At 68.1% G+C, this 17,563-nt stretch carries 17 protein-coding genes; 9 read left to right on the plus strand and 8 right to left on the minus strand.

What is annotated here, in order from left to right:
• Positions 1-54 precede the first annotated feature (54 nt).
• Positions 55-906, minus strand: a complete 852-nt coding sequence (locus WIX39_RS08735) for a lysophospholipid acyltransferase family protein (protein ID WP_409194904.1) — start codon at positions 904-906, stop codon at positions 55-57.
• An 8-nt stretch (positions 907-914) separates the two neighbouring features.
• On the opposite strand from WIX39_RS08735, the gene WIX39_RS08740 reads away from it, so the two are divergent.
• Positions 915-1,331, plus strand: a complete 417-nt coding sequence (locus WIX39_RS08740) for a DUF2809 domain-containing protein (protein ID WP_409194905.1) — start codon at positions 915-917, stop codon at positions 1,329-1,331.
• Here the strand turns inward: WIX39_RS08740 and mtgA are convergent.
• The 5 genes from mtgA to WIX39_RS08765 form a co-directional block, all read right to left on the minus strand.
• Complete coding sequence (gene mtgA, locus WIX39_RS08745) at positions 1,297-2,040, minus strand: monofunctional biosynthetic peptidoglycan transglycosylase (protein ID WP_409194906.1); 744 nt, start codon at positions 2,038-2,040, stop codon at positions 1,297-1,299. The genes WIX39_RS08740 and mtgA overlap by 35 nt on opposite strands.
• On the minus strand, positions 2,037-2,897 hold the full coding sequence (gene aroE / locus WIX39_RS08750) for a shikimate dehydrogenase (RefSeq protein WP_409194907.1): 861 nt from the start codon (positions 2,895-2,897) through the stop codon (positions 2,037-2,039). The genes mtgA and aroE overlap by 4 nt, the downstream gene beginning before the upstream one ends.
• Before the next feature lie 35 nt (positions 2,898-2,932).
• Positions 2,933-3,787: an energy transducer TonB gene (locus tag WIX39_RS08755; protein ID WP_081270194.1), complete on the minus strand. Its 855-nt coding sequence runs from the start codon at positions 3,785-3,787 to the stop codon at positions 2,933-2,935.
• 43 nt (positions 3,788-3,830) lie between these two features.
• A complete protein-coding gene (locus WIX39_RS08760) occupies positions 3,831-5,888 on the minus strand; it encodes a ribonuclease catalytic domain-containing protein (protein WP_409194908.1) in 2,058 nt (685 codons plus the stop codon).
• A 140-nt stretch (positions 5,889-6,028) separates the two neighbouring features.
• Positions 6,029-6,622 carry a YqiA/YcfP family alpha/beta fold hydrolase gene (locus WIX39_RS08765; protein WP_081270196.1) on the minus strand — a complete coding sequence of 198 codons (594 nt, stop codon included), beginning with the start codon at positions 6,620-6,622 and terminating at the stop codon, positions 6,029-6,031.
• Positions 6,623-6,996: 374 nt separating this feature from the next.
• Here WIX39_RS08765 and WIX39_RS08770 point away from each other — a divergent pair, with 374 nt between their 5' ends.
• The 6 genes from WIX39_RS08770 (at position 6,997) to WIX39_RS08795 (ending at position 14,310) form a co-directional block, all read left to right on the plus strand.
• Complete coding sequence (locus WIX39_RS08770; protein WP_199851855.1) at positions 6,997-7,743, plus strand: response regulator transcription factor; 747 nt, start codon at positions 6,997-6,999, stop codon at positions 7,741-7,743.
• 6 nt (positions 7,744-7,749) lie between these two features.
• Entirely contained in the window at positions 7,750-9,594 is a 1,845-nt protein-coding gene (locus WIX39_RS08775) for a sensor histidine kinase (protein ID WP_409194909.1), read from the plus strand.
• A 32-nt stretch (positions 9,595-9,626) separates the two neighbouring features.
• Positions 9,627-10,781, plus strand: coding sequence for a rod shape-determining protein RodA (gene rodA, locus WIX39_RS08780; RefSeq protein WP_081270199.1), 1,155 nt, complete (start codon positions 9,627-9,629; stop codon positions 10,779-10,781).
• A 117-nt stretch (positions 10,782-10,898) separates the two neighbouring features.
• On the plus strand, positions 10,899-12,359 hold the full coding sequence (tldD, locus tag WIX39_RS08785) for a metalloprotease TldD (protein WP_106935691.1): 1,461 nt from the start codon (positions 10,899-10,901) through the stop codon (positions 12,357-12,359).
• A gap of 82 nt (positions 12,360-12,441) precedes the next feature.
• Positions 12,442-12,963, plus strand: coding sequence for a hypothetical protein (locus tag WIX39_RS08790; RefSeq protein WP_409194910.1), 522 nt, complete (start codon positions 12,442-12,444; stop codon positions 12,961-12,963).
• Positions 12,964-13,191: 228 nt separating this feature from the next.
• A complete protein-coding gene (locus WIX39_RS08795) occupies positions 13,192-14,310 on the plus strand; it encodes a 3-deoxy-7-phosphoheptulonate synthase (RefSeq protein ID WP_106935689.1) in 1,119 nt (372 codons plus the stop codon).
• A gap of 16 nt (positions 14,311-14,326) precedes the next feature.
• Here WIX39_RS08795 and WIX39_RS08800 read toward each other — a convergent pair whose 3' ends face one another.
• Positions 14,327-14,848, minus strand: a complete 522-nt coding sequence (locus WIX39_RS08800) for a cupin domain-containing protein (protein WP_106935688.1) — start codon at positions 14,846-14,848, stop codon at positions 14,327-14,329.
• Positions 14,849-14,852: 4 nt separating this feature from the next.
• The gene (gene mpl / locus WIX39_RS08805; protein ID WP_106935687.1) at positions 14,853-16,256 is read right to left on the minus strand and encodes a UDP-N-acetylmuramate:L-alanyl-gamma-D-glutamyl-meso-diaminopimelate ligase; all 1,404 of its coding nucleotides are present in this window, start codon (positions 16,254-16,256) and stop codon (positions 14,853-14,855) included.
• 111 nt (positions 16,257-16,367) lie between these two features.
• Between mpl and WIX39_RS08810 the strand changes: the two genes are divergently transcribed.
• Together WIX39_RS08810 and WIX39_RS08815 are read left to right on the plus strand one after the other, a co-directional pair.
• Positions 16,368-16,964 carry a hypothetical protein gene (locus WIX39_RS08810; RefSeq protein ID WP_106935686.1) on the plus strand — a complete coding sequence of 199 codons (597 nt, stop codon included), beginning with the start codon at positions 16,368-16,370 and terminating at the stop codon, positions 16,962-16,964.
• On the plus strand, positions 16,965-17,513 hold the full coding sequence (locus WIX39_RS08815; protein WP_081270206.1) for a TlpA family protein disulfide reductase: 549 nt from the start codon (positions 16,965-16,967) through the stop codon (positions 17,511-17,513). It begins immediately after the preceding gene.
• Positions 17,514-17,563: the final 50 nt, after the last annotated feature.

Genomic DNA, 17,563 nt, shown 5'->3' on the forward strand with positions numbered 1-17,563 from the left:
CCCTTCACACAATGGGCGCGGCTGTTGTGCAGGCCGATCGAGAAGTGCTTCATGTCAGACATCGCGCAAAGCGATCACCGCCGCGCGTGCACGGTCGAGGAAGGGACGGCGCTCCTCGCCTTCCTCGACGCGGATCGGCGCGCCGAAGGTGACGGAGCAAAGAATGGGCACGGGCACGATCTCGCCCTTGGGCATGACGCGCTGCACGTTGTCGATCCAGGCCGGCACCAGCACCACCTCGGGGAACATGGTGGCGAGCGCGTAGAGGCCCGACTTGAACTTCTGCGGCTCGCCGGTGTGGCCGCGCGTGCCCTCGGGGAAGATGATGATCGAGTCGCCGCTGCGCAGGGCTTCGATGAGCGGGGCCAGCGGATCGGCTGTGGGAGCGGCCACAGCGGGCTCGGGTTCCGGGGCAGCAGGGGGAGGCGCCGGTGGAGGCGGTGGCGGGGCCGAGAGATCCAGCTGGCCTTGCGCGTCCCGCACGACCTCCGCCGAGGCATCGGCGAAAGGCAGGGACATCGGCAGCAGCGGCTCCATCGAAGGCTCGATGCGCTCGGCCGGCGGTGCCGGTTCGGCGGCCACTGGCGGCGGTACTTCCACGGATGCTGCGGGGGCGGGCGCAGTCGTCGCCGCGCGCTCCACATACACCGCGTTGAACACCTCGGTCGTGATCCAGCGCTTGACCGGCGTGTTGGCCCAGTAGTCGCGCGCCGCGATCGGCCGGGTGATGCTGCGCAGCTCCTCCGGCAGCGCGGCCCAGATCATCACGAGGTCGGCGTGGCTCTGGTGGTTGGCGAAATAGATGCGCTGCTCTGCCTTCGGCGGACAGCCGTACCAGCGCGCCTGCGCGCCAGTGAGCAACCGGACGATTCCCAACAACAACCAACCCGTGAGCTTTGCCAGCATAGGGCGCGATGATACGGGCCATGCGATGGCGTTTCGATCCTCTTTCTCTGGCGTGGGCGGTGGCCCTGTTCTTCATCCTCGTGCTGCTGGCCACCGTCGGCGCGCGCTGGGGCTGGGTGCGCAGTTTCTTCGGCGACGTGCTGGCCGTGGTGTGGGTGTACTTCGTGTTCAGGACGGCCATCGGCGCGCGCGTGCTGCCGCTGGCGCTGGCCGCGCTGGCGGTGGGTTGCGCGGTGGAGCTGGGGCAGTACCTTGCGTCGGCATGGCACCTGCGCATTCCGAACCGGGCCCTGCGCATCGTGCTCGGCAGCACGGCCGACTGGTGGGACGTGGCGGCCTACGTGCTCGGCTTCTTCGGCGTGCTCGGCATCGAGCGGCTGCGCGGCGGTTTCAGGGCAGCGCGGCCGCGGGCATCCGCGCCATGACCGTCGAGGCCCGGCCGCTCAGGTAAGGCGAGCCGGGACGGCGCTCGAAGAACTTGGGGCTCGGCAGCATCACGGCCAGGCGCGCGGCCTCGTTGGCGCTCAGGCGCGAAGCCGGCTTGCGGAAGTAGTACTGCGAAGCGGCCTCCGCGCCGAACACGCCTTCGCCCCATTCGACGTTGTTGAGGTAGATCTCCAGGATGCGCTGCTTGTCGAGCACCAGTTCCAGCAGCGTGGCGAGCACCAGCTCCTGGCCCTTGCGCAGCATGGTGCGCTCGCCGGACAGCAGCAGGTTCTTCGCGAGTTGCTGCGTGATGGTCGAGCCGCCGCGCAGCCGCACGGGCTGCATCGGCTTGCCGCGCGCCACCGCACGGGCGGAGCGCTTGGCCGCCAGCTCTTCGGCCTTGGCGTTGCGCTGGCGCGCGCGTTCGATGGCTTCCCACTCCACGCCGTTGTGGTCGACGAAGCCCGCGTCCTCGCTCGCGATGACGGCGCGCTTGAGGTTGTCGCTGATCTGCGCATACGGCACCCACTCCTGCCGCCAGCCGCCGCCGCTGCCCTTGTGAATGGCGATCTGGAAGGCCTCGGAGCGCTGGAACGCCGTGCTCTCGGGGTTGATCACGGCCATGGCAGCGATGCGCGCGACGAAGAACAGCTCGAGTGCCACGCCCGCCACCACGAGGCAGGCGATCAGGCGCAGCACGGCTTTCATGCTTTCGAGGAGGCGAGCGAGCTTCGGAGTTCGGCCAGCACCTGGGCCGAGGGCGGACGCACGCCGCGCCAGATCTCGAACGCCTCCGCCGCCTGTTCGACCAGCATGCCCAGCCCGTCGCGCGCGACCGCGCCGTGCGCCTCGGCCCAGGCCATGAAGCCGGCGGCGGCGGGTCCGTACATCATGTCGACCGCGAGGCCGCCGGGGCGCAGCACGCCGGCGCTCACCGGCACAGCATCGCCCGCGAGGCTGGAGGCCGTGGCGTTGACCACCACGTCGAAGGTGCCCGGCACCTTGTCGAGCGCCCAGGCTTCGAGCGAGGCGCCGTGGCGCAGCGCAACCGCCGCATGGCGGCGCACCAGTTCGATGGCCTTGTCGACGGTGCGGTTGGCCACCACGACGCGCGACGCGCCCGCGTCCAGCAGCGGGCCCAGCACGCCGGCCGACGCACCGCCCGCGCCGATCAGCAGCAGCGCCTTGCCCTGCAGCGGCACGCCCGCGTTGCGCACGATGTCGTTGACCAGGCCGATGCCGTCGGTGTTGTCGGCATGGATGCTGCCGTCGGCCTCGAAGCGCAGCGTGTTCACCGCCTGCGCGAGCGTGGCGCGTTCGCTGGTGTGCTGCGCCAGCGCGGCGGCTTCGAACTTGAAGGGCACGGTGATGTTGCAGCCGCGCGCGGTGTCGCCGCGTTCTGCCGCCTCGGCGCGAAAGGCCGCGATGCCCTCGGCAAAAGCGCCGATGGGAACGAGCCTGCGGCCGTAGTCCATCTGCTGGCCGCAGAGTTCGGCGAAGCGGGCGTGGATGTGCGGCGAGCGGCTGTGCTCGACGGGGTTGCCTATGACGCAGTACAGGTCCATGGTGTGGGGCGGCGCGGCCGTCTCGGGTCTCCGGGCTATTGGGAGGTGATTTCCATCGTGCCGTCGCGCGCGAAGCGGAACAGGCCCTGGATCACCATCTGGTCGGCCTGTTCGCGGCGCATGGCGTCGGTGAACTTGCCGAAGCTGCCGACGCTGCGCACGATGGCCTGCGCCCGGCGGTCGAGCGCGATGTTGCCCGAGCTCTGGTCGACGTCGACCGCGAGCACCTTGCCGTCGAAGTTGACGGTCATGGTCATCTTGAGTTCGCCGTACAGCTTCTGGCCGGCGATCTGGGGGAAGTTCTCGGCGGCGCGCGCCTCGATACGGCGAAGCATCTTGTCGACGTAGACGGCGAAGGCGGCTTCGCGCGTGGTCGGGCTGATGTAGCGCTTCTTGGGGCGCGCGTTTTCTTCGTTCACGCGGCGTTCGATCTGGGCGAGGATCTCGACCATCTGGCGCCGCTTTTCCTCTTGCGCGGCGGCTTCGGTCGGGTCGCCCGGATTGCGCGGGTCCGGCACCGGCATGGCGGCCAGATCGCGCTTGAGCTGCGCGAGCATCTGCATCTGCTGCGCCTGCATGGCCTCGACCTGGCGGCGCGAGTCCTCGAAGGAGTCGCCCACCGAGGTGAAGCTCGAAGGCGGCAGCGGGCTGGTGGCGCGGCCCTGCTCCAGGTCGCCGCCGCCCGCGAGCGAGGTCTGCGCCATGACCTTGGCCTTCGGGTCGGGCTTGTCCTGCGTCTTGCTGTTGACCAGGATCACTTCGAGCGGCGTTTCGCTGAAGACCTTGTTGAACGACTCCGGGTCGACGAAGCGCACCGCGAGCAGCGCTGCATGCGCGATGACCGACACGCCCAGGGCGATCTGCAGCGTGCTGAGGTCCTTGAAGTTCATTCTCTAAACTCCTCCAGAGGGGCGCATGTGACCGGCCCGTGGCTCATGCGGGCGTGTTCTCGGGCGCGGCCTCGCTGTCCGTCAGGTCGACCGCGATGGCGATCGGGCCTGCAACCACTTCTTCTTCGTCGCTTTCCTCGTCGGCGGCCGCATCGGCCTTCGGCGTGTCGAGGCGCTCGAGCACGGTGCCCGTCACGTCGAGCGCGATCTCGTCGATTTCGCCGAGCTTCACGCGCAGGCGCGCCCCGCGCTCCTGCTGGCCGGCCACGGGGAACACCAGCGGCAGCGTCTCGGCACGCACCAGCGCGCCGTTGGGCAGGTCCTTGATGACGGTGGCTTCGAGCTCGGTGATGCCTTGCTGCTGCAGGTACTTCAGCGTCCAGAAGCGTTCCATGCCGCCCTGGTAGGCGTTGTACGTGGCATAGGCCGCGTCGAAGCCCGAGAGGATGGAGAACAGGTCGGCGTCCTTCGGCTTGAAGGGCGCGGCCAGCGCGGCGGTCTTGCCGTGGCGCGCGGCGGCAATGATCTGCCACTGGTTCACCAGATCGGTGTAGCGGCGCAGCGGCGAGGTGCTCCAGGCGTAGCTCTTCACGCCCAGGCCCGCGTGCGGCAGCGCGCGCGTGCCCATGCGCACCTTGATGCCCGGCGCGAGGCTGGCCTGGCTGCGGTACAGCCCGGGCACGCCGAGTTCGCCGAGCCAGCCGCCCCAGCTGCTGTTGGCCAGGATCATGGCTTCGGACACGATCAGGTCGAGCGGCGCGCCGCGCTGGCGCGTGCTGATCTGCACCTGCTCGTTGCCGGTGGGCTCGTTGCCCTCGTTGCCGACGAGGCGGAAGTTGTAGTCGGGCCGGTTGAAGTTCTCCGGCTTGCCGCGCACCACTTCGCGCTGCGCCTTCAGCTGCTTCGCGAGGCGGAACAGGAAGGAGAGCGGGGCGCGCAGCGCGGCCGCGGCTTCGGGCGTGTTGTCGCTCTGGAACGAGGCGTCTTCGAGCCAGGGCTGGGTGACGACGGTGTCGAGCTGGTCGTGGCGCAGGTTGGCGACGATGGGCACGCGCTCCAGCCTGGTCTCGGTGCCTTGCAGCTCCAGCGTGGCTTCGTCGAAGCGCGCATAGAGCGACACCGCCGGGCGGTCGCCGCCTTCGAGCAGCGTGTAGGTGTTGACCACGTCGTCGGGCAGCATCGTGATCTTGTAGCCGGGCATGTAGACCGTCGACATGCGCGCGCGCGCCACGTTGTCGATGGCGCTGCCCGGCGTCAGTGCGAGTGCCGGCGCCGCGATGTGGATGCCCACGGTGACGGTGCCGCAGCCCAGGCCCTGCACCGAGAGCGCATCGTCGATTTCGGTGGTCTGCGAATCGTCGATCGAGAAAGCCTGCACGCCGGACGCCACGGGCAGGTCGTCCACGATGGCGGGCGCCGCGAGCGCGGGAAAGCCGGTGCCCTTGGGGAAGTTCTCGAACAGGAAGCGCCGCCAGTGGAACTGGTAGGGCGAATCGATGGCGCCGGCGCGCTCGAGCAGGTCGAGCGGCGGGCGCTGCGTGGCGCGCGCCGCGTCGACCACGGCCTTGTATTCGGGGGCGTTCTTGTCGGGCTTGAACAGGATCTTGTAGAGCTGCTCGCGCACCGGCGCGGGGCAAACGCCCTCGGCCAGCTGTCCGGCCCACTCGGTGATCTGCGCCTGGACGGCCTTCTTCTTCTCGATGGCGGCCAGCGCCTGCTGCACGATTTCGGCGGGCGCCTTCTTGAAGCGGCCCTTGCCGGCGCGGCGGAAGTAGTGCGGCGCCTCGAACAGCGCGAACAGCGCCGCGGCCTGCTGCGCGAGCGTGGGCTTGTCGCTGAAATAGTCGGCTGCGAGTTCGGCGAAGCCGAATTCGCCTTCGGCGGCGAATTCCCAGGCGAGGTCGAGGTCGATGGTGGCGGCGAGCGCACGCGCCTCGGCGATCAGCTCGGCGGGCGCGGGCTTCTCGAAACGCAGCACGATGTTGGCGCCCTTGACCTTGACGCGCTTGCCGGTGTCGAGCTCGACCTGTGCCGATGCTTCGGCCTCCGACAGCACGCGGCCGCCGAGGTACTTGCCGGCTTCTTCAAACAATACAAACATAGTCCCCGATTCTCCCACGCGGAAAACCGACGCGATCCAATACCAGGATGCCGCGGAACCGGCTTCGCCGGGCCGCAGGCATCGCCCCCTGCAAGGGGGTTGGCGAAGCGACACGAAGTGCGCGAAGTCTGGGGGTGTGCCTAGACCGGATTGATGAAAGCCATCACGTCGTCGAGATGCGCCTTCTCGAAGTCCGACAGCGCATGGTCGCTGCCCTCGAGCAGCTTGATGTTGCTGTCCGGGTAGCGCGCGGACATCTCGTGCCAGTCGAGGGCTTCGTCGCCCTTGGCGATGATGGCGAACACGCGCTCGGGCCGCGTGAGCTGGCCGACTTCCATGGCGCGCAGCTCGTGGATGTATTCGGGGCGGAAGTAGAAGTGCTCGGCCGGGTCGTGCCAGACAGTCTGGTCGCCGATGTAGCGCGTGAGGTCGCGCGCGGGGTGTACCGCCGGATTGAGCAGCACGGCGCGGCAGCGCGTCATGCCGGCCACGTACGTGGCATAGAAGCCGCCGAGAGAAGAGCCCACCACCGCCATCGACTTGCGCGGCCAGTGCGCGATGCCCTTCATCACCATGTCGATCGCATCGTGCGGAGAAGGCGGCAGCTGCGGGCACCACCACTGCAGGTTCGGGTGGCGCCGCGCCACGCGGTCCGCCATGATCCGGGCCTTCGTGGACAGAGGCGAGGAGCGGAAGCCGTGCAGATACAGCAGGTGAGTGGTTTGCGGATCCATGCGATGAAGATTCGGGAGGGGCGTGCGGCGCGCCACGCTTGCCATGACCGGGCAATTTTGCATGAGGTCTGTTCTTGCGAGGCCGCTTCCAACATACAAAAAACCCCGCGAGCGGGGTCCTTCGGCCTGTCGTGCCCGGACGTGTGCAAACCTCTTGGCCGCCCCTGCGCACAAGGGCTTGCACGAATCGATACTTAAAGTATTCATGTTGCTCCTTGCCGCGATTCGAATGGCTACGTTCGGGTTAACTCGACATGCGGCGCCCAGGGCAAAAAAGCGGCGCAAGTGTCGTGGGGGCGGCTGCCCGGGCGCATCCCATGAACTGGGTAGGCGTTGTTGAATTAACAGTTTGCGCCGAGCCTTATGCTCGACATATGAACATCGAGGCTCAGGACGACGGGGCGCTACGCCGGTGGGGCGTGCTCGTCGTCGAAGACGACAGCCGCGCGCGCGCTTTTTTCGAGGCCAGCGTGCAGCGCAGCCCACGCCTTTTCTGGCTCGGCAGCGCAGGTAGCGTGCAGGAGGCGCGGGCCTGGCTGGCGCGCACCGCGACGATTCCCGACGTGCTTCTGGTCGACCTCGGCATGCCCGACGGCACCGGGCTGGACGTGATCCGCGACGCCGTCGCGCGCTTTCCCGGCTGCGAGCCGCTGGTGGTGTCGGTCTTCGGCGACGAGGAGAACGTGCTCGCCAGCATCGAGGCCGGTGCGGTGGGCTACATCCACAAGGACGCCGCGCCCGAGGACATCGCGCAGACCATCGTCGAAATGAAGGCCGGCGCGTCGCCGATCTCGCCCATGATCGCGCGGCGCGTGCTGGCCAAATACCGCAGCCTGCAATCGTCGGCGGCGAGCGCCGTCGGCGGCGCCGAGGTGCCGGGCGGCGCGCCCGAGGCGCCCGCCGAGGAGTCCGACCGCGGCTTGCTGTCGGGACGTGAACACGAGGTGCTGACGCTGATCGCGCGCGGCTTCTCTTATGCGGAGATCGCCCGGCTCAAGGGGCTGAGCGTCCATACGGTGCAGACTCACATCAAGAACCTCTACGGAAAGCTCGCGGTGCATTCCAAGAGCGAGGCCGTCTTCGAAGCGACGCGCCTCGGCCTGCTGTCTCATCCGGGCTGAGCGCGGATGGTGCCGAAGCTGGTGTCGTCGCTGCTTTCGTTTCTCCTGGCGCTGCTCCTGTCGGGCATCGCCACGGTGGCGGCCGCGAGCGCGCCGGAGCAGCCGCTCGAACTGACGCAAGGCTCGGTCACGACCTCGGTGGACGGCGTCAAGCGCACCGGGCCGGTCGAGCTTTCCTACCACTGGGACCGGCAGCACACCGGACGCCCTGGCTTCGCGACCTTCGACCTGCCGTTCACGCTCGAGGCCGCGCCCCAGACCCCGTGGGGCATCTTCATTCCGCGCGTGGGCAATGTGTTCGAAGTGCAGCTCAACGACGCGCTGCTGCAGGTCTACGGCGACCTGGACCGCGGCAACGATGCCGACTACGCGAAGGCGCCGATCTACATCCCCGTGCCGGGCCGCCTGCTGAAGCCGGGCGAGAACCACCTGCAGATCCGCCTTCGCGCCGACAGCGGCCGGCGCGCGGGCCTCTCGCACGTGACCATCGGCCCGGCCGCGCAGGTGCGCACGGAACTGTTCGAGAGCGCCTACGCCTGGCGCTTCACCGGCTCGGTGCTGCTGGCCGCGTTCAGCCTGATCGTCGGCGGCATCGCGCTGGCGCTCTGGCTCACGCAGGTCGAGACCGGTGCGGACGGCCGGCCGCGCCGCGAAGGCATTTATTTCTGGGCCGCGCTGGCCGAGTTCTGCTGGGCCGTCCGGGTGGCCGACGGCGTGATCGCCGAGCCGCCGCTGACCTGGGGCGTCTGGGGCGTGCTGATGGCCATCTGCTATGCGGGCTGGGTGGTCTCGGTGATGATGTTCGGCTGCCACATCGCCGGCTGGGGCAGCGACCGCCGCTTCCGCTGGGTGCGCTGGCCGATGGCCGCCATCGTGGCCGGCACGGCGATTTTCACGACGCTGGCGCTGCAGCGCGAGGAGCCGATGTGGCTCACCGGCTGGCTCGCGGTGGAAATCGTGCTGGTCGTCGCGCTGGTGAGCGCCTTCGCCATCGCGACCGTGCGCCGGCCGAACACCGAGCAGCTGCTGGTGGCCGGCGCCGCGCTGGTGACGGTGGCGTTCGCCGCGCGCGACTGGCTGGTCATACGGCTGAGCGACGCCTACGGCGAGACCACGTGGGTGCGCTATTCGTCGGTGTTCTTCGGCGTGGCGCTGCTGCTGATCGTGCTGCGGCGCTTCCATGCGGCGACGGCGCAGGCGCGCGGTTCCGTGGCGGCGCTGGCCGAGCAGGTGGCCCAGCGCGAACGCGAACTGGCCGCGACCTATGCGGAGCTCGAAGCCGCGGCGCGCGACCAGGCGCGCACCCACGAGCGCGAGCGAATCCTGCGCGACATGCACGACGGCGTGGGCTCGCACATCAGCTCGGCGATCCGCCAGCTTCAGTCGGGCCAGACCAGCCCGGGCGACCTGCTGCGCACGCTGCGCGATTCGCTCGACCAGCTCAAGCTGTCGATCGACTCCATCCACCTGCCGCCTGGCGATGTCGGCGCCTTGCTCGCGGCACTGCGCTACCGGCTGGAGCCCCGGCTGGCGGCCGCCGGCATCGAGTTCGAATGGGCGGTGGACGAGGTGGACCCCGTGGACCGGCTCGACGCCCAGACCATGCGGCAACTGCAGTTCCTGCTGTTCGAGGCCATATCGAACGTGCTGCAGCACGCCCAGGCCACGGTGCTGCGGCTCGAGGCCGACATGCGCGGCAAGACGGTGCAGGTGCGGGTGATCGACAACGGCAAGGGCTATGACGCCTCCCAGGTGCCGAGGGCGCTGGCGGAGCGCGCCGGGGCCATCGGCGCGCGCCTGGCGGTCGAAAGCCGACCGGGCCGCACGGTCGTTCAGCTGGCTTTCGATTGAGGCGGACGCCGGGGCGGGGATAATCCGCCCCCATGTCTGCCGTGTTCAATCAGCCCTCCCTGGCGCGTCGCATCGCGCCCATCTTCCAGGGCTTCGACGGCTTTCTGGCCTTTGCCGTGCTGCTGCTCGCGTTCGCCGGATTGCTGACCATGTATTCGTCCGGTTACGACCATGGCTCCCGTTTCGTCGACCATGGCCGCAACATGCTGCTCGCCGGTTTCATCATGTTCGTGGTGGCGCAGGTGCCGCCGCAGAAGCTCATGCTGGCGGCCGTGCCGCTCTATGCGACAGGGGTGGCGCTGCTGGTGGCGGTGGCGCTCTTCGGCATCACCAAGAAGGGCGCCCAGCGCTGGATCAACCTGGGCATGGTGATCCAGCCCAGCGAAATCCTGAAGATCGCGATGCCGCTGATGCTGGCGTGGTGGTTCCAGCGCCGTGAAGGCCAGCTGCGGCCGCTCGATTTCGTGGTGGCGACGGTGCTGCTGGCGGTGCCGGTCGGGCTCATCATGAAGCAGCCCGACCTGGGCACCTCGCTGCTGGTGCTGGCGGCGGGGCTGGCGGTGATCTTCTTCGCGGGGCTGCCCTGGAAGCTGATCGTGCCGCCGGTGGTGATCGGTGCGGTGGCCATCACGCTGATCGTGAGCTTCGAATCGCGACTGTGCGCCGACGGCGTCGACTGGCGCGTGCTGCACGACTACCAGAAGCAGCGCGTATGCACGCTGCTCGACCCCAGCAAGGACCCGCTGGGCAAGGGCTTCCACATCATCCAGGGCATGATCGCCATCGGCTCCGGCGGCGTGGGCGGCAAGGGCTTCATGCAGGGCACGCAGACGCACCTCGAATTCATTCCCGAGCGCACCACCGACTTCATCTTCGCGGCCTATTCCGAGGAATTCGGGCTCATGGGCAACCTGGCGCTCATTGCGGCCTTCATCCTGCTGATCTTCCGCGGGCTGGCCATCGCGACCAATGCCACCACGCTGTTCTCGCGCCTGCTGGCGGGGGCGGTGACGATGATCTTCTTCACCTACGCCTTCGTGAACATGGGCATGGTCAGCGGCATCCTGCCGGTGGTGGGCGTGCCGCTGCCGTTCATCAGCTATGGCGGCACGGCCATGGTGACGCTGGGGCTGGGGCTGGGCATCCTGATGTCGATCGCCCGGGCCAGGAAGCTGGCGCAGAACTGAGGATGCCGGGAACACCGCGGAACCGGCTTTGCCGGGCCGCTGGTGTTGCCCCCGGTAGGGTGAAGGCGAAGCGACACGAAGTGCGCGCAGCCTGGGGGCGAGCCATAGAATCCGACGATGATCTCTCGCGAACCCACCATCGAGCGCCTCGCCACGGCGCAACAGCTCCTTCTCACGCCGTTCGGGCTCGACGAATCGCACCTGAGCAAGGCCTTGGCCGAGATCACCGCGCACCGGGTGGACGACGCCGACCTGTACTTCCAGTACACCCGAAGCGAAGGCTGGAGCCTCGAAGAGGGCATCGTCAAGACCGGCAGCTTCAGCATCGACCAGGGCGTCGGCGTGCGCGCGGTCAGCGGCGAGAAGACCGCCTTTGCCTACTCCGACGACATTTCCGAAGCCTCGCTGCTCGACGCGGCGCGCACGGTGCGCTCGATTTCTTCGGCGGGCCGCACCGGCCGCGTGAAGACGGCGACCCGCAAGATCGCTTCGAGCCGTTCGCTCTACGACGGCATCGACCCCATCTCCACGCTCGACAGCACCGCCAAGGTCAAGCTGCTCGAGAAGGTCGAGAAACTGGCGCGTTCGCGCGACCCGCGCGTGGCGCAGGTCATGGCCGGCCTTGCGAGCGAATACGACGTGGTGCTGGTGGCGCGCGCCGACGGCACCCTGGCCGCCGACGTACGGCCGCTGGTGCGGCTTTCGGTCACGGTGATCGCCGAGCAGAACGGCCGCCGCGAAATCGGCTCGGGCGGCGGCGGCGGACGCTTCGGCCTGGCCTACTTCTCCGACGAGCAGATCGCCGAGTACGTGGACCACGCCGTGAAGGCCGCCCTGACGAACCTCGACGCGCGTCCGGCACCCGCCGGCGAAATGACCGTGGTGCTCGGCTCCGGCTGGCCCGGCATCCTGCTGCACGAAGCCATCGGCCACGGCCTCGAGGGCGACTTCAACCGCAAGGGCTCGAGCGCGTTCTCGGGCCGCATCGGCCAGCGCGTGGCCGCCAAGGGCGTGACGGTGCTCGACGACGGCACCATCGCCGACCGCCGCGGCTCGCTCAACGTCGACGACGAGGGCAACGCCAGCCAGCGCAACGTGCTGATCGAGGACGGCATCCTCAAGGGCTACATCCAGGACTCGCTCAACGCCCGCCTCATGAAGGTCAAGCCCACCGGCAACGGCCGCCGCGAGAGCTACGCCCACGTGCCGATGCCGCGCATGACCAACACCTACATGCTCGGCGGCGACAAGGACCCGAAGGAAATCGTCGCGAGCATCAAGAAGGGCCTGTACGCCACCAACTTCGGCGGCGGGCAGGTCGACATCACGAGCGGCAAGTTCGTGTTCTCGGCCAGCGAGGCCTACTGGGTCGAGAACGGCAAGATCCAATACCCGGTGAAGGGCGCGACCATCGTGGGCAACGGCCCCGACGCGCTCACCCGCGTGACCATGATCGGCAACGACATGGCGCTCGACTCCGGCGTGGGCACCTGCGGCAAGGAAGGCCAGAGCGTGCCGGTGGGCGTGGGCCAGCCCACCCTGCGCATCGACGGCCTGACGGTAGGTGGAACGGCTTAGGCCTTTCGTCACTTGTGGACTGCTTCCTCCGGTTGCTAAGCTGCGTCCCTTTTGCGAACGACAGAACACAAGGAGCAACTCGATGGGGAGCAGGATCAATTCATCCGCCGTGCTGTGGGCCGCGACCGCCGTGGTGGCGCTGGCCTGCGCTGGTTGCGCATCGCGCGGTGGTTCGGGCAGCCAGCCCGAGGCAGCGCCCGCAGCCGCTGCGGCACGCGGCGGCGCCAGGGCCGGCATGGACGCCCAGGGCAACGTCGTCGACTCGTCGAAGGTCGAGGCCGGCAGCGGCAAGACGGTCAAGGGCCTGAACGGCTACGAAGGCGAGATCACCGGCAATCCGGCGCGCAACAGCAAGTTCGCGCGGCTGCAGATCGGCATGAGCGCGCGGCAGGTCACCGACCTTGCCGGCCAGCCGACCGACCAGGGCGCCTACGTGACCGGCAAGGCCTTCATTCCGTTCTATTTCGGCAGTGACCGCCACCGCTTCGAGATGACCTACAAGGGCCAGGGCCGGCTGATCTTCGCGGGCGGCGGCATGGGCGATTTCTCCAGCGGCAACCTGATCTGGATCATCCACAACCCCAACGAATCGGGCTACCGGTAAGCAAGGCTGGGCCCGCCCGCTTGACCCGGTTTTTGCTTTCCGTGCTACATTTCGCCCACATGTCCGCCCTCCGCGCTTACTTTTTTGCCTACTTTTGGTTCCCGGTTTCCGGCGGACGAGAGGCGAGCGCGTAAAGCAAACGAACACCCTCCCAAAACCGCCGGTGGCCTCAAGCCCCCGGCGGTTTTTTTATGGCCTGACGAAACCCACTCCAACAAGGAAGCACCCATGAGCACGAACACTGCCCCCGCCAGCGACAGCTGGTATGCGAGCGTCGAAAAAACCAGCAAGACCGACGACGAACGCATCAAGGACATCAACGTGCTGCCCCCTCCCGAACATCTGATCCGCTTCTTCCCGATCCGCGGCACGCCTGTCGAGACCCTGATCGAAGGCACCCGCCGCAGCATCCACAACATCATGGCGGGCAAGGACGATCGGCTGCTGGTGATCATGGGGCCGTGCTCCATCCACGACCCGGCCGCGGCGCTCGAATACGCCCGCCGCCTGAAGGTCGAGCGCGAAAAATACGCAGGCACGCTGGAAATCGTGATGCGCGTGTACTTCGAGAAGCCACGCACCACGGTCGGCTGGAAGGGCCTGATCAACGACCCGTACCTCGACGAAAGCTTCCGCATCGACGAAGGCCTGCGCATCGCGCGCCAGCTGCTGATCGACATCAACCGCATGGGCCTGCCGGCGGGCAGCGAGTTCCTCGACGTGATCTCGCCGCAGTACATCGGCGACCTGATCGCCTGGGGCGCCATCGGCGCGCGCACCACCGAAAGCCAGGTGCACCGCGAGCTGGCCTCGGGCCTGTCGGCGCCGATCGGCTTCAAGAACGGCACCGACGGCAACATCCGCATCGCCACCGACGCCATCCAGGCGGCGGCGCGCGGCCATCACTTCCTGTCGGTGCACAAGAACGGCCAGGTCGCGATCGTGCAGACCAACGGCAACCCCGACTGCCACGTCATCCTGCGCGGCGGCAAGGCGCCCAACTACGACGCCGCCAGCGTCGAGGCCGCCTGCAAGGACCTCCAGGCCGCCAAGCTGCCGCCCACACTGATGGTCGACTGCAGCCACGCCAACAGCTCGAAGCAGCACCAGAAGCAGATCGACGTGGCGAAGGAAGTCGCCGCGCAGATCGCCGGCGGTTCGAATCGCGTGTTCGGCGTGATGGTCGAAAGCCACCTGCAGGCCGGTGCCCAGAAGTTCACGCCGGGCAAGGACGAGCTGTCGGGCCTCGAATACGGCAAGAGCATCACCGATGCGTGCCTGGGCTGGGAAGATTCGATGCAGGTGCTCGACACGCTGTCGCAGGCGGTCAAGCGGCGCCGGGGCTGAGGGGCGCCGCGCTCTGCTAGAGCATGCCGGCCAGGTCGGGCCAGTGGTGCCGCATCGACGCAGCCTCGTCGCTGTCGGGCGGCACCATCGAGAAATCGGCAAAGTCGAAGCCCGGTCCGACCATGCACGCAACCAGCGTGCAGTCGCCCGCCGAGTGGCTCTGGATCGGGCGCGCGGCCTGCCACTGGCCGGCAAGCACCACGTGCTGCGGCCGCGTGCCGTGGGCATCGACCGGGCCCAGCTTCACGTGGGCCGGTGCGGTCCGCATCTCGGCGTCGCAGGTCCAGAGCGCCAGCGGTACCCCTTCCAGATACACCCAGGCCTCGTCCGACAGCACCCGGTGCCAGCGTGACTGCTGGTTGGCTTCCAGCAGGAAGTAGATGCTGGTCAGCGCATTGCGGGCTGCACGGCCGTCGGCTGGCGACACCATCGCCGCCGAGCGGAACACTTCCTTGTACCAGCCGCCTTCGGGGTGCGGCTGAAGCTTCAGGGTCTCGATCAGTTCTTGCGCGCGGGACGGAGGAGCGGTGAGGGCCATGGGCTCATGATGCCGCCGCGGCCTTCAGCGCCGCAAGCAGTTTGTCGTGCACACCGCCGAAACCGCCGTTGCTCATGCAGACGATGTGATCGCCCGGCCGCGCCTCGGCCACGATCTGCTTCACCAGCGGTTCGATGGCTCCTGCCAGCCGGGCGCGCTCGCCTATCGGCGCCAGCGCGGCGGCGACGTCCCAGTCGAGCCCGGCCGTATGGCAGAACGACAGGTCGGCCGACTCCAGGCTCCAGGGCAACTGCGCCGCCATGACGCCCAGCTTCATCGTGTTGCTGCGCGGTTCGAAGGCCGCGAGGATGCGCTCGCTCTTCTTGCCGGCGGCATCGAGCTTGTTGCGCAGGCCGTCGAGCGTCGTGCGGATGGCCGTCGGGTGATGGGCAAAGTCGTCGTAGACGGCGATGGCTCCGCCCTCGCGTTCGACGGTGCCCCGCAGTTCCATGCGCCGGCGCACGTTGCGGAAGCTGCCGAGCGCGCGCGCCGCTTCGGCGGGCGGCACGCCCACATGGTCGGCCGCGGCGATGGCAGCGAGCGCGTTCATCTGGTTGTGCAGTCCGGAGAGCTCCCACTCGACCCGCCCGACCACTTCGCCTTGGCGCAACACGTCGAAGGCGTCGTGCGAGCCGCGTGCCTGCCACTCACCGCCGGCGCCGAAGCGCGCGAGCTCGCTCCAGCAGCCCTGGCTCAGCACATGCCGCAGGCTCTCTTCAGTGGCGTTCACCACCAGCCGGCCGGTGCCGGGCACCGTGCGCACAAGGTGATGGAATTGCCGTTCGATGGCGGCAAGATCATCGAAGATGTCCGCGTGATCGAACTCCAGGTTGTTCAGCACCGCGGTGCGCGGCCTGTAGTGAACGAACTTGCTGCGCTTGTCGAAGAAGGCGGTGTCATATTCATCGGCCTCGATCACGAAGGCCGTGCCGTCGCCCAGCCGGGCTGATACACCAAAGTCCAGCGGCACACCGCCCACCAGGAAGCCTGGCGCCTTGCCGCCTTTTTCGAGCACCCAGGCCAGCATCGAAGTGGTCGTCGTCTTGCCATGTGTGCCAGCGACGGCCAGCACGTGGCGGCCCTGCAGCACGTGCTCGGCCAGCCATTGGGGGCCGCTGGTGTAGGGCCTGCCGGCGTCGAGGATCGCTTCCATCAGGGGGAACTTGGGGCTCCCGTCGGGCAGCCTGGCGCGGGACACCACGTTGCCGACCACGAACATGTCGGGCGAAAGTTCAAGCTGGTCGGCGCCGAAGCCTTCGATCAGGTCGATGCCGAGCGAGCGCAACTGGTCGCTCATGGGCGGGTACACGCCGGCGTCGCAGCCCGTGACCCGGTGGCCTGCCTCGCGCGCCAGGGCGGCGAGTCCGCCCATGAACGTGCCGCAGATACCCAGGATATGAATGTGCATCGGTCGATTCTAGGGAAGCGAGGTGCGGTGCCTGGCCGGCTGCGGTGCCTTTGGCCTGCGCTTCGTACTGATGTTCATCCAAGGGCAGCCCACTGGGGGCAAAATGCCCGAATGGACACGTCCAAGCGTGAAATCGCCGCTTCCGCAGCCCGTCTCGTCGTCGAGGAAGGGCTGGAGTACGGCCCCGCCAAGCGCCGCGCACTGCGCGACCTCGGCCTGTCGGCGCGTACGCCGCTGCCGAACAACGACGAAGTCGAGGCCGAGGTGCGCGAATACATCGAGCTGTTCTGCGCCGACACCCAGCCGCGAGAGCTGCACGCGCTGCGCCTGCTGGCGCTCGAATGGATGGAGCGCATGGCCGCTTTCCGCCCGCATGTCGGCGGCGCCGTGTGGCACGGAACGGCCACCCGGCTGTCAGACATTTATATTCAATTGTTCTGCGATGATTCCAAGTCGGCCGAAATCGCCCTGATCGATCACCACGTGGATTACGAACCCCGCATGGTGACCGGATTTCATGGCGAGCAGGTCGAGGCGCTGAGCGTGCATGCCCCGAGCCGGGCGCTCGGCGAGGAAATCGGCGTGCATCTGCTGGTCTACGACCTCGACGACCTGCGCGGGGCCTTGAAGCCCGACGCCCAGGGGCGCACGCCGCGCGGGGACCTGCCGGCATTGCGACGGCTGATTGAACGAGAAAAGGACAAGTGAATGACTTCTTCGCCCACCCGACGCGGCATGCTCTATGCCGGCGTGGCGGCTGCCGCGGCAGCCGCCGGGCTCGGCGGTGCCTGGTGGAAGGAGCGAGGCAGCGGTTCGGCCGGCGGCGAGCAGCTGGATGCCGCGTTCTGGGGGCAAAGCTTCGAGCGGCCGGAGGGCGGTGACCTCGTCCTGTCGAGCCTGCGCGGCAAGCCGCTGCTGCTGAACTTCTGGGCGACCTGGTGTCCTCCCTGTGTGGAGGAAATGCCCATGATCGACGCCTTTTTCCGCGAACATGGCGCTAACGGCTGGCAAGTGGTGGGATTGGCCATCGATCAGCCAAGCGCCGTGCGCAAGTTCCTGCAGCGCACGCCTGTCACCTACCCCACAGGCCTGGCCGGCCTTCAGGGGACGGAACTGGTCAAGAACTTGGGCAATACGGGAGGCGGGCTGCCCTTCACGCTGGTCCTGAATTCGAACGGTTCGGTGGCGGCTCGTAAAATGGGCAAGCTGGAAACCACCGATCTGGACACTTGGCGGCGCGAACTGGTTCGTGGTTAGAATCCCGTCCCTCCGCTGGCGTTAGCCGCCAAACGCCGAAAATCGCCGAT

The sequence above is a fragment of the Variovorax sp. AB1(2024) genome (genome assembly GCF_037482385.2).
Lineage (GTDB): Bacteria > Pseudomonadota > Gammaproteobacteria > Burkholderiales > Burkholderiaceae_C > Variovorax.

What these genes read in the sequence shown, in the direction of transcription:
- WIX39_RS08735 (WP_409194904.1), bottom strand. Translation starts at nt 906, where the DNA reads ATGCTGGCAAAGCTCACGGGTTGGTTGTTGTTGGGAATCGTCCGGTTG.
- WIX39_RS08740 (WP_409194905.1), top strand. Translation starts at nt 915, where the DNA reads ATGATACGGGCCATGCGATGGCGTTTCGATCCTCTTTCTCTGGCGTGG.
- mtgA (WP_409194906.1), bottom strand. Translation starts at nt 2,040, where the DNA reads ATGAAAGCCGTGCTGCGCCTGATCGCCTGCCTCGTGGTGGCGGGCGTG.
- aroE (WP_409194907.1), bottom strand. Translation starts at nt 2,897, where the DNA reads ATGGACCTGTACTGCGTCATAGGCAACCCCGTCGAGCACAGCCGCTCG.
- WIX39_RS08755 (WP_081270194.1), bottom strand. Translation starts at nt 3,787, where the DNA reads ATGAACTTCAAGGACCTCAGCACGCTGCAGATCGCCCTGGGCGTGTCG.
- WIX39_RS08760 (WP_409194908.1), bottom strand. Translation starts at nt 5,888, where the DNA reads ATGTTTGTATTGTTTGAAGAAGCCGGCAAGTACCTCGGCGGCCGCGTG.
- WIX39_RS08765 (WP_081270196.1), bottom strand. Translation starts at nt 6,622, where the DNA reads ATGGATCCGCAAACCACTCACCTGCTGTATCTGCACGGCTTCCGCTCC.
- WIX39_RS08770 (WP_199851855.1), top strand. Translation starts at nt 6,997, where the DNA reads ATGAACATCGAGGCTCAGGACGACGGGGCGCTACGCCGGTGGGGCGTG.
- WIX39_RS08775 (WP_409194909.1), top strand. Translation starts at nt 7,750, where the DNA reads ATGGTGCCGAAGCTGGTGTCGTCGCTGCTTTCGTTTCTCCTGGCGCTG.
- rodA (WP_081270199.1), top strand. Translation starts at nt 9,627, where the DNA reads ATGTCTGCCGTGTTCAATCAGCCCTCCCTGGCGCGTCGCATCGCGCCC.
- tldD (WP_106935691.1), top strand. Translation starts at nt 10,899, where the DNA reads ATGATCTCTCGCGAACCCACCATCGAGCGCCTCGCCACGGCGCAACAG.
- WIX39_RS08790 (WP_409194910.1), top strand. Translation starts at nt 12,442, where the DNA reads ATGGGGAGCAGGATCAATTCATCCGCCGTGCTGTGGGCCGCGACCGCC.
- WIX39_RS08795 (WP_106935689.1), top strand. Translation starts at nt 13,192, where the DNA reads ATGAGCACGAACACTGCCCCCGCCAGCGACAGCTGGTATGCGAGCGTC.
- WIX39_RS08800 (WP_106935688.1), bottom strand. Translation starts at nt 14,848, where the DNA reads ATGGCCCTCACCGCTCCTCCGTCCCGCGCGCAAGAACTGATCGAGACC.
- mpl (WP_106935687.1), bottom strand. Translation starts at nt 16,256, where the DNA reads ATGCACATTCATATCCTGGGTATCTGCGGCACGTTCATGGGCGGACTC.
- WIX39_RS08810 (WP_106935686.1), top strand. Translation starts at nt 16,368, where the DNA reads ATGGACACGTCCAAGCGTGAAATCGCCGCTTCCGCAGCCCGTCTCGTC.
- WIX39_RS08815 (WP_081270206.1), top strand. Translation starts at nt 16,965, where the DNA reads ATGACTTCTTCGCCCACCCGACGCGGCATGCTCTATGCCGGCGTGGCG.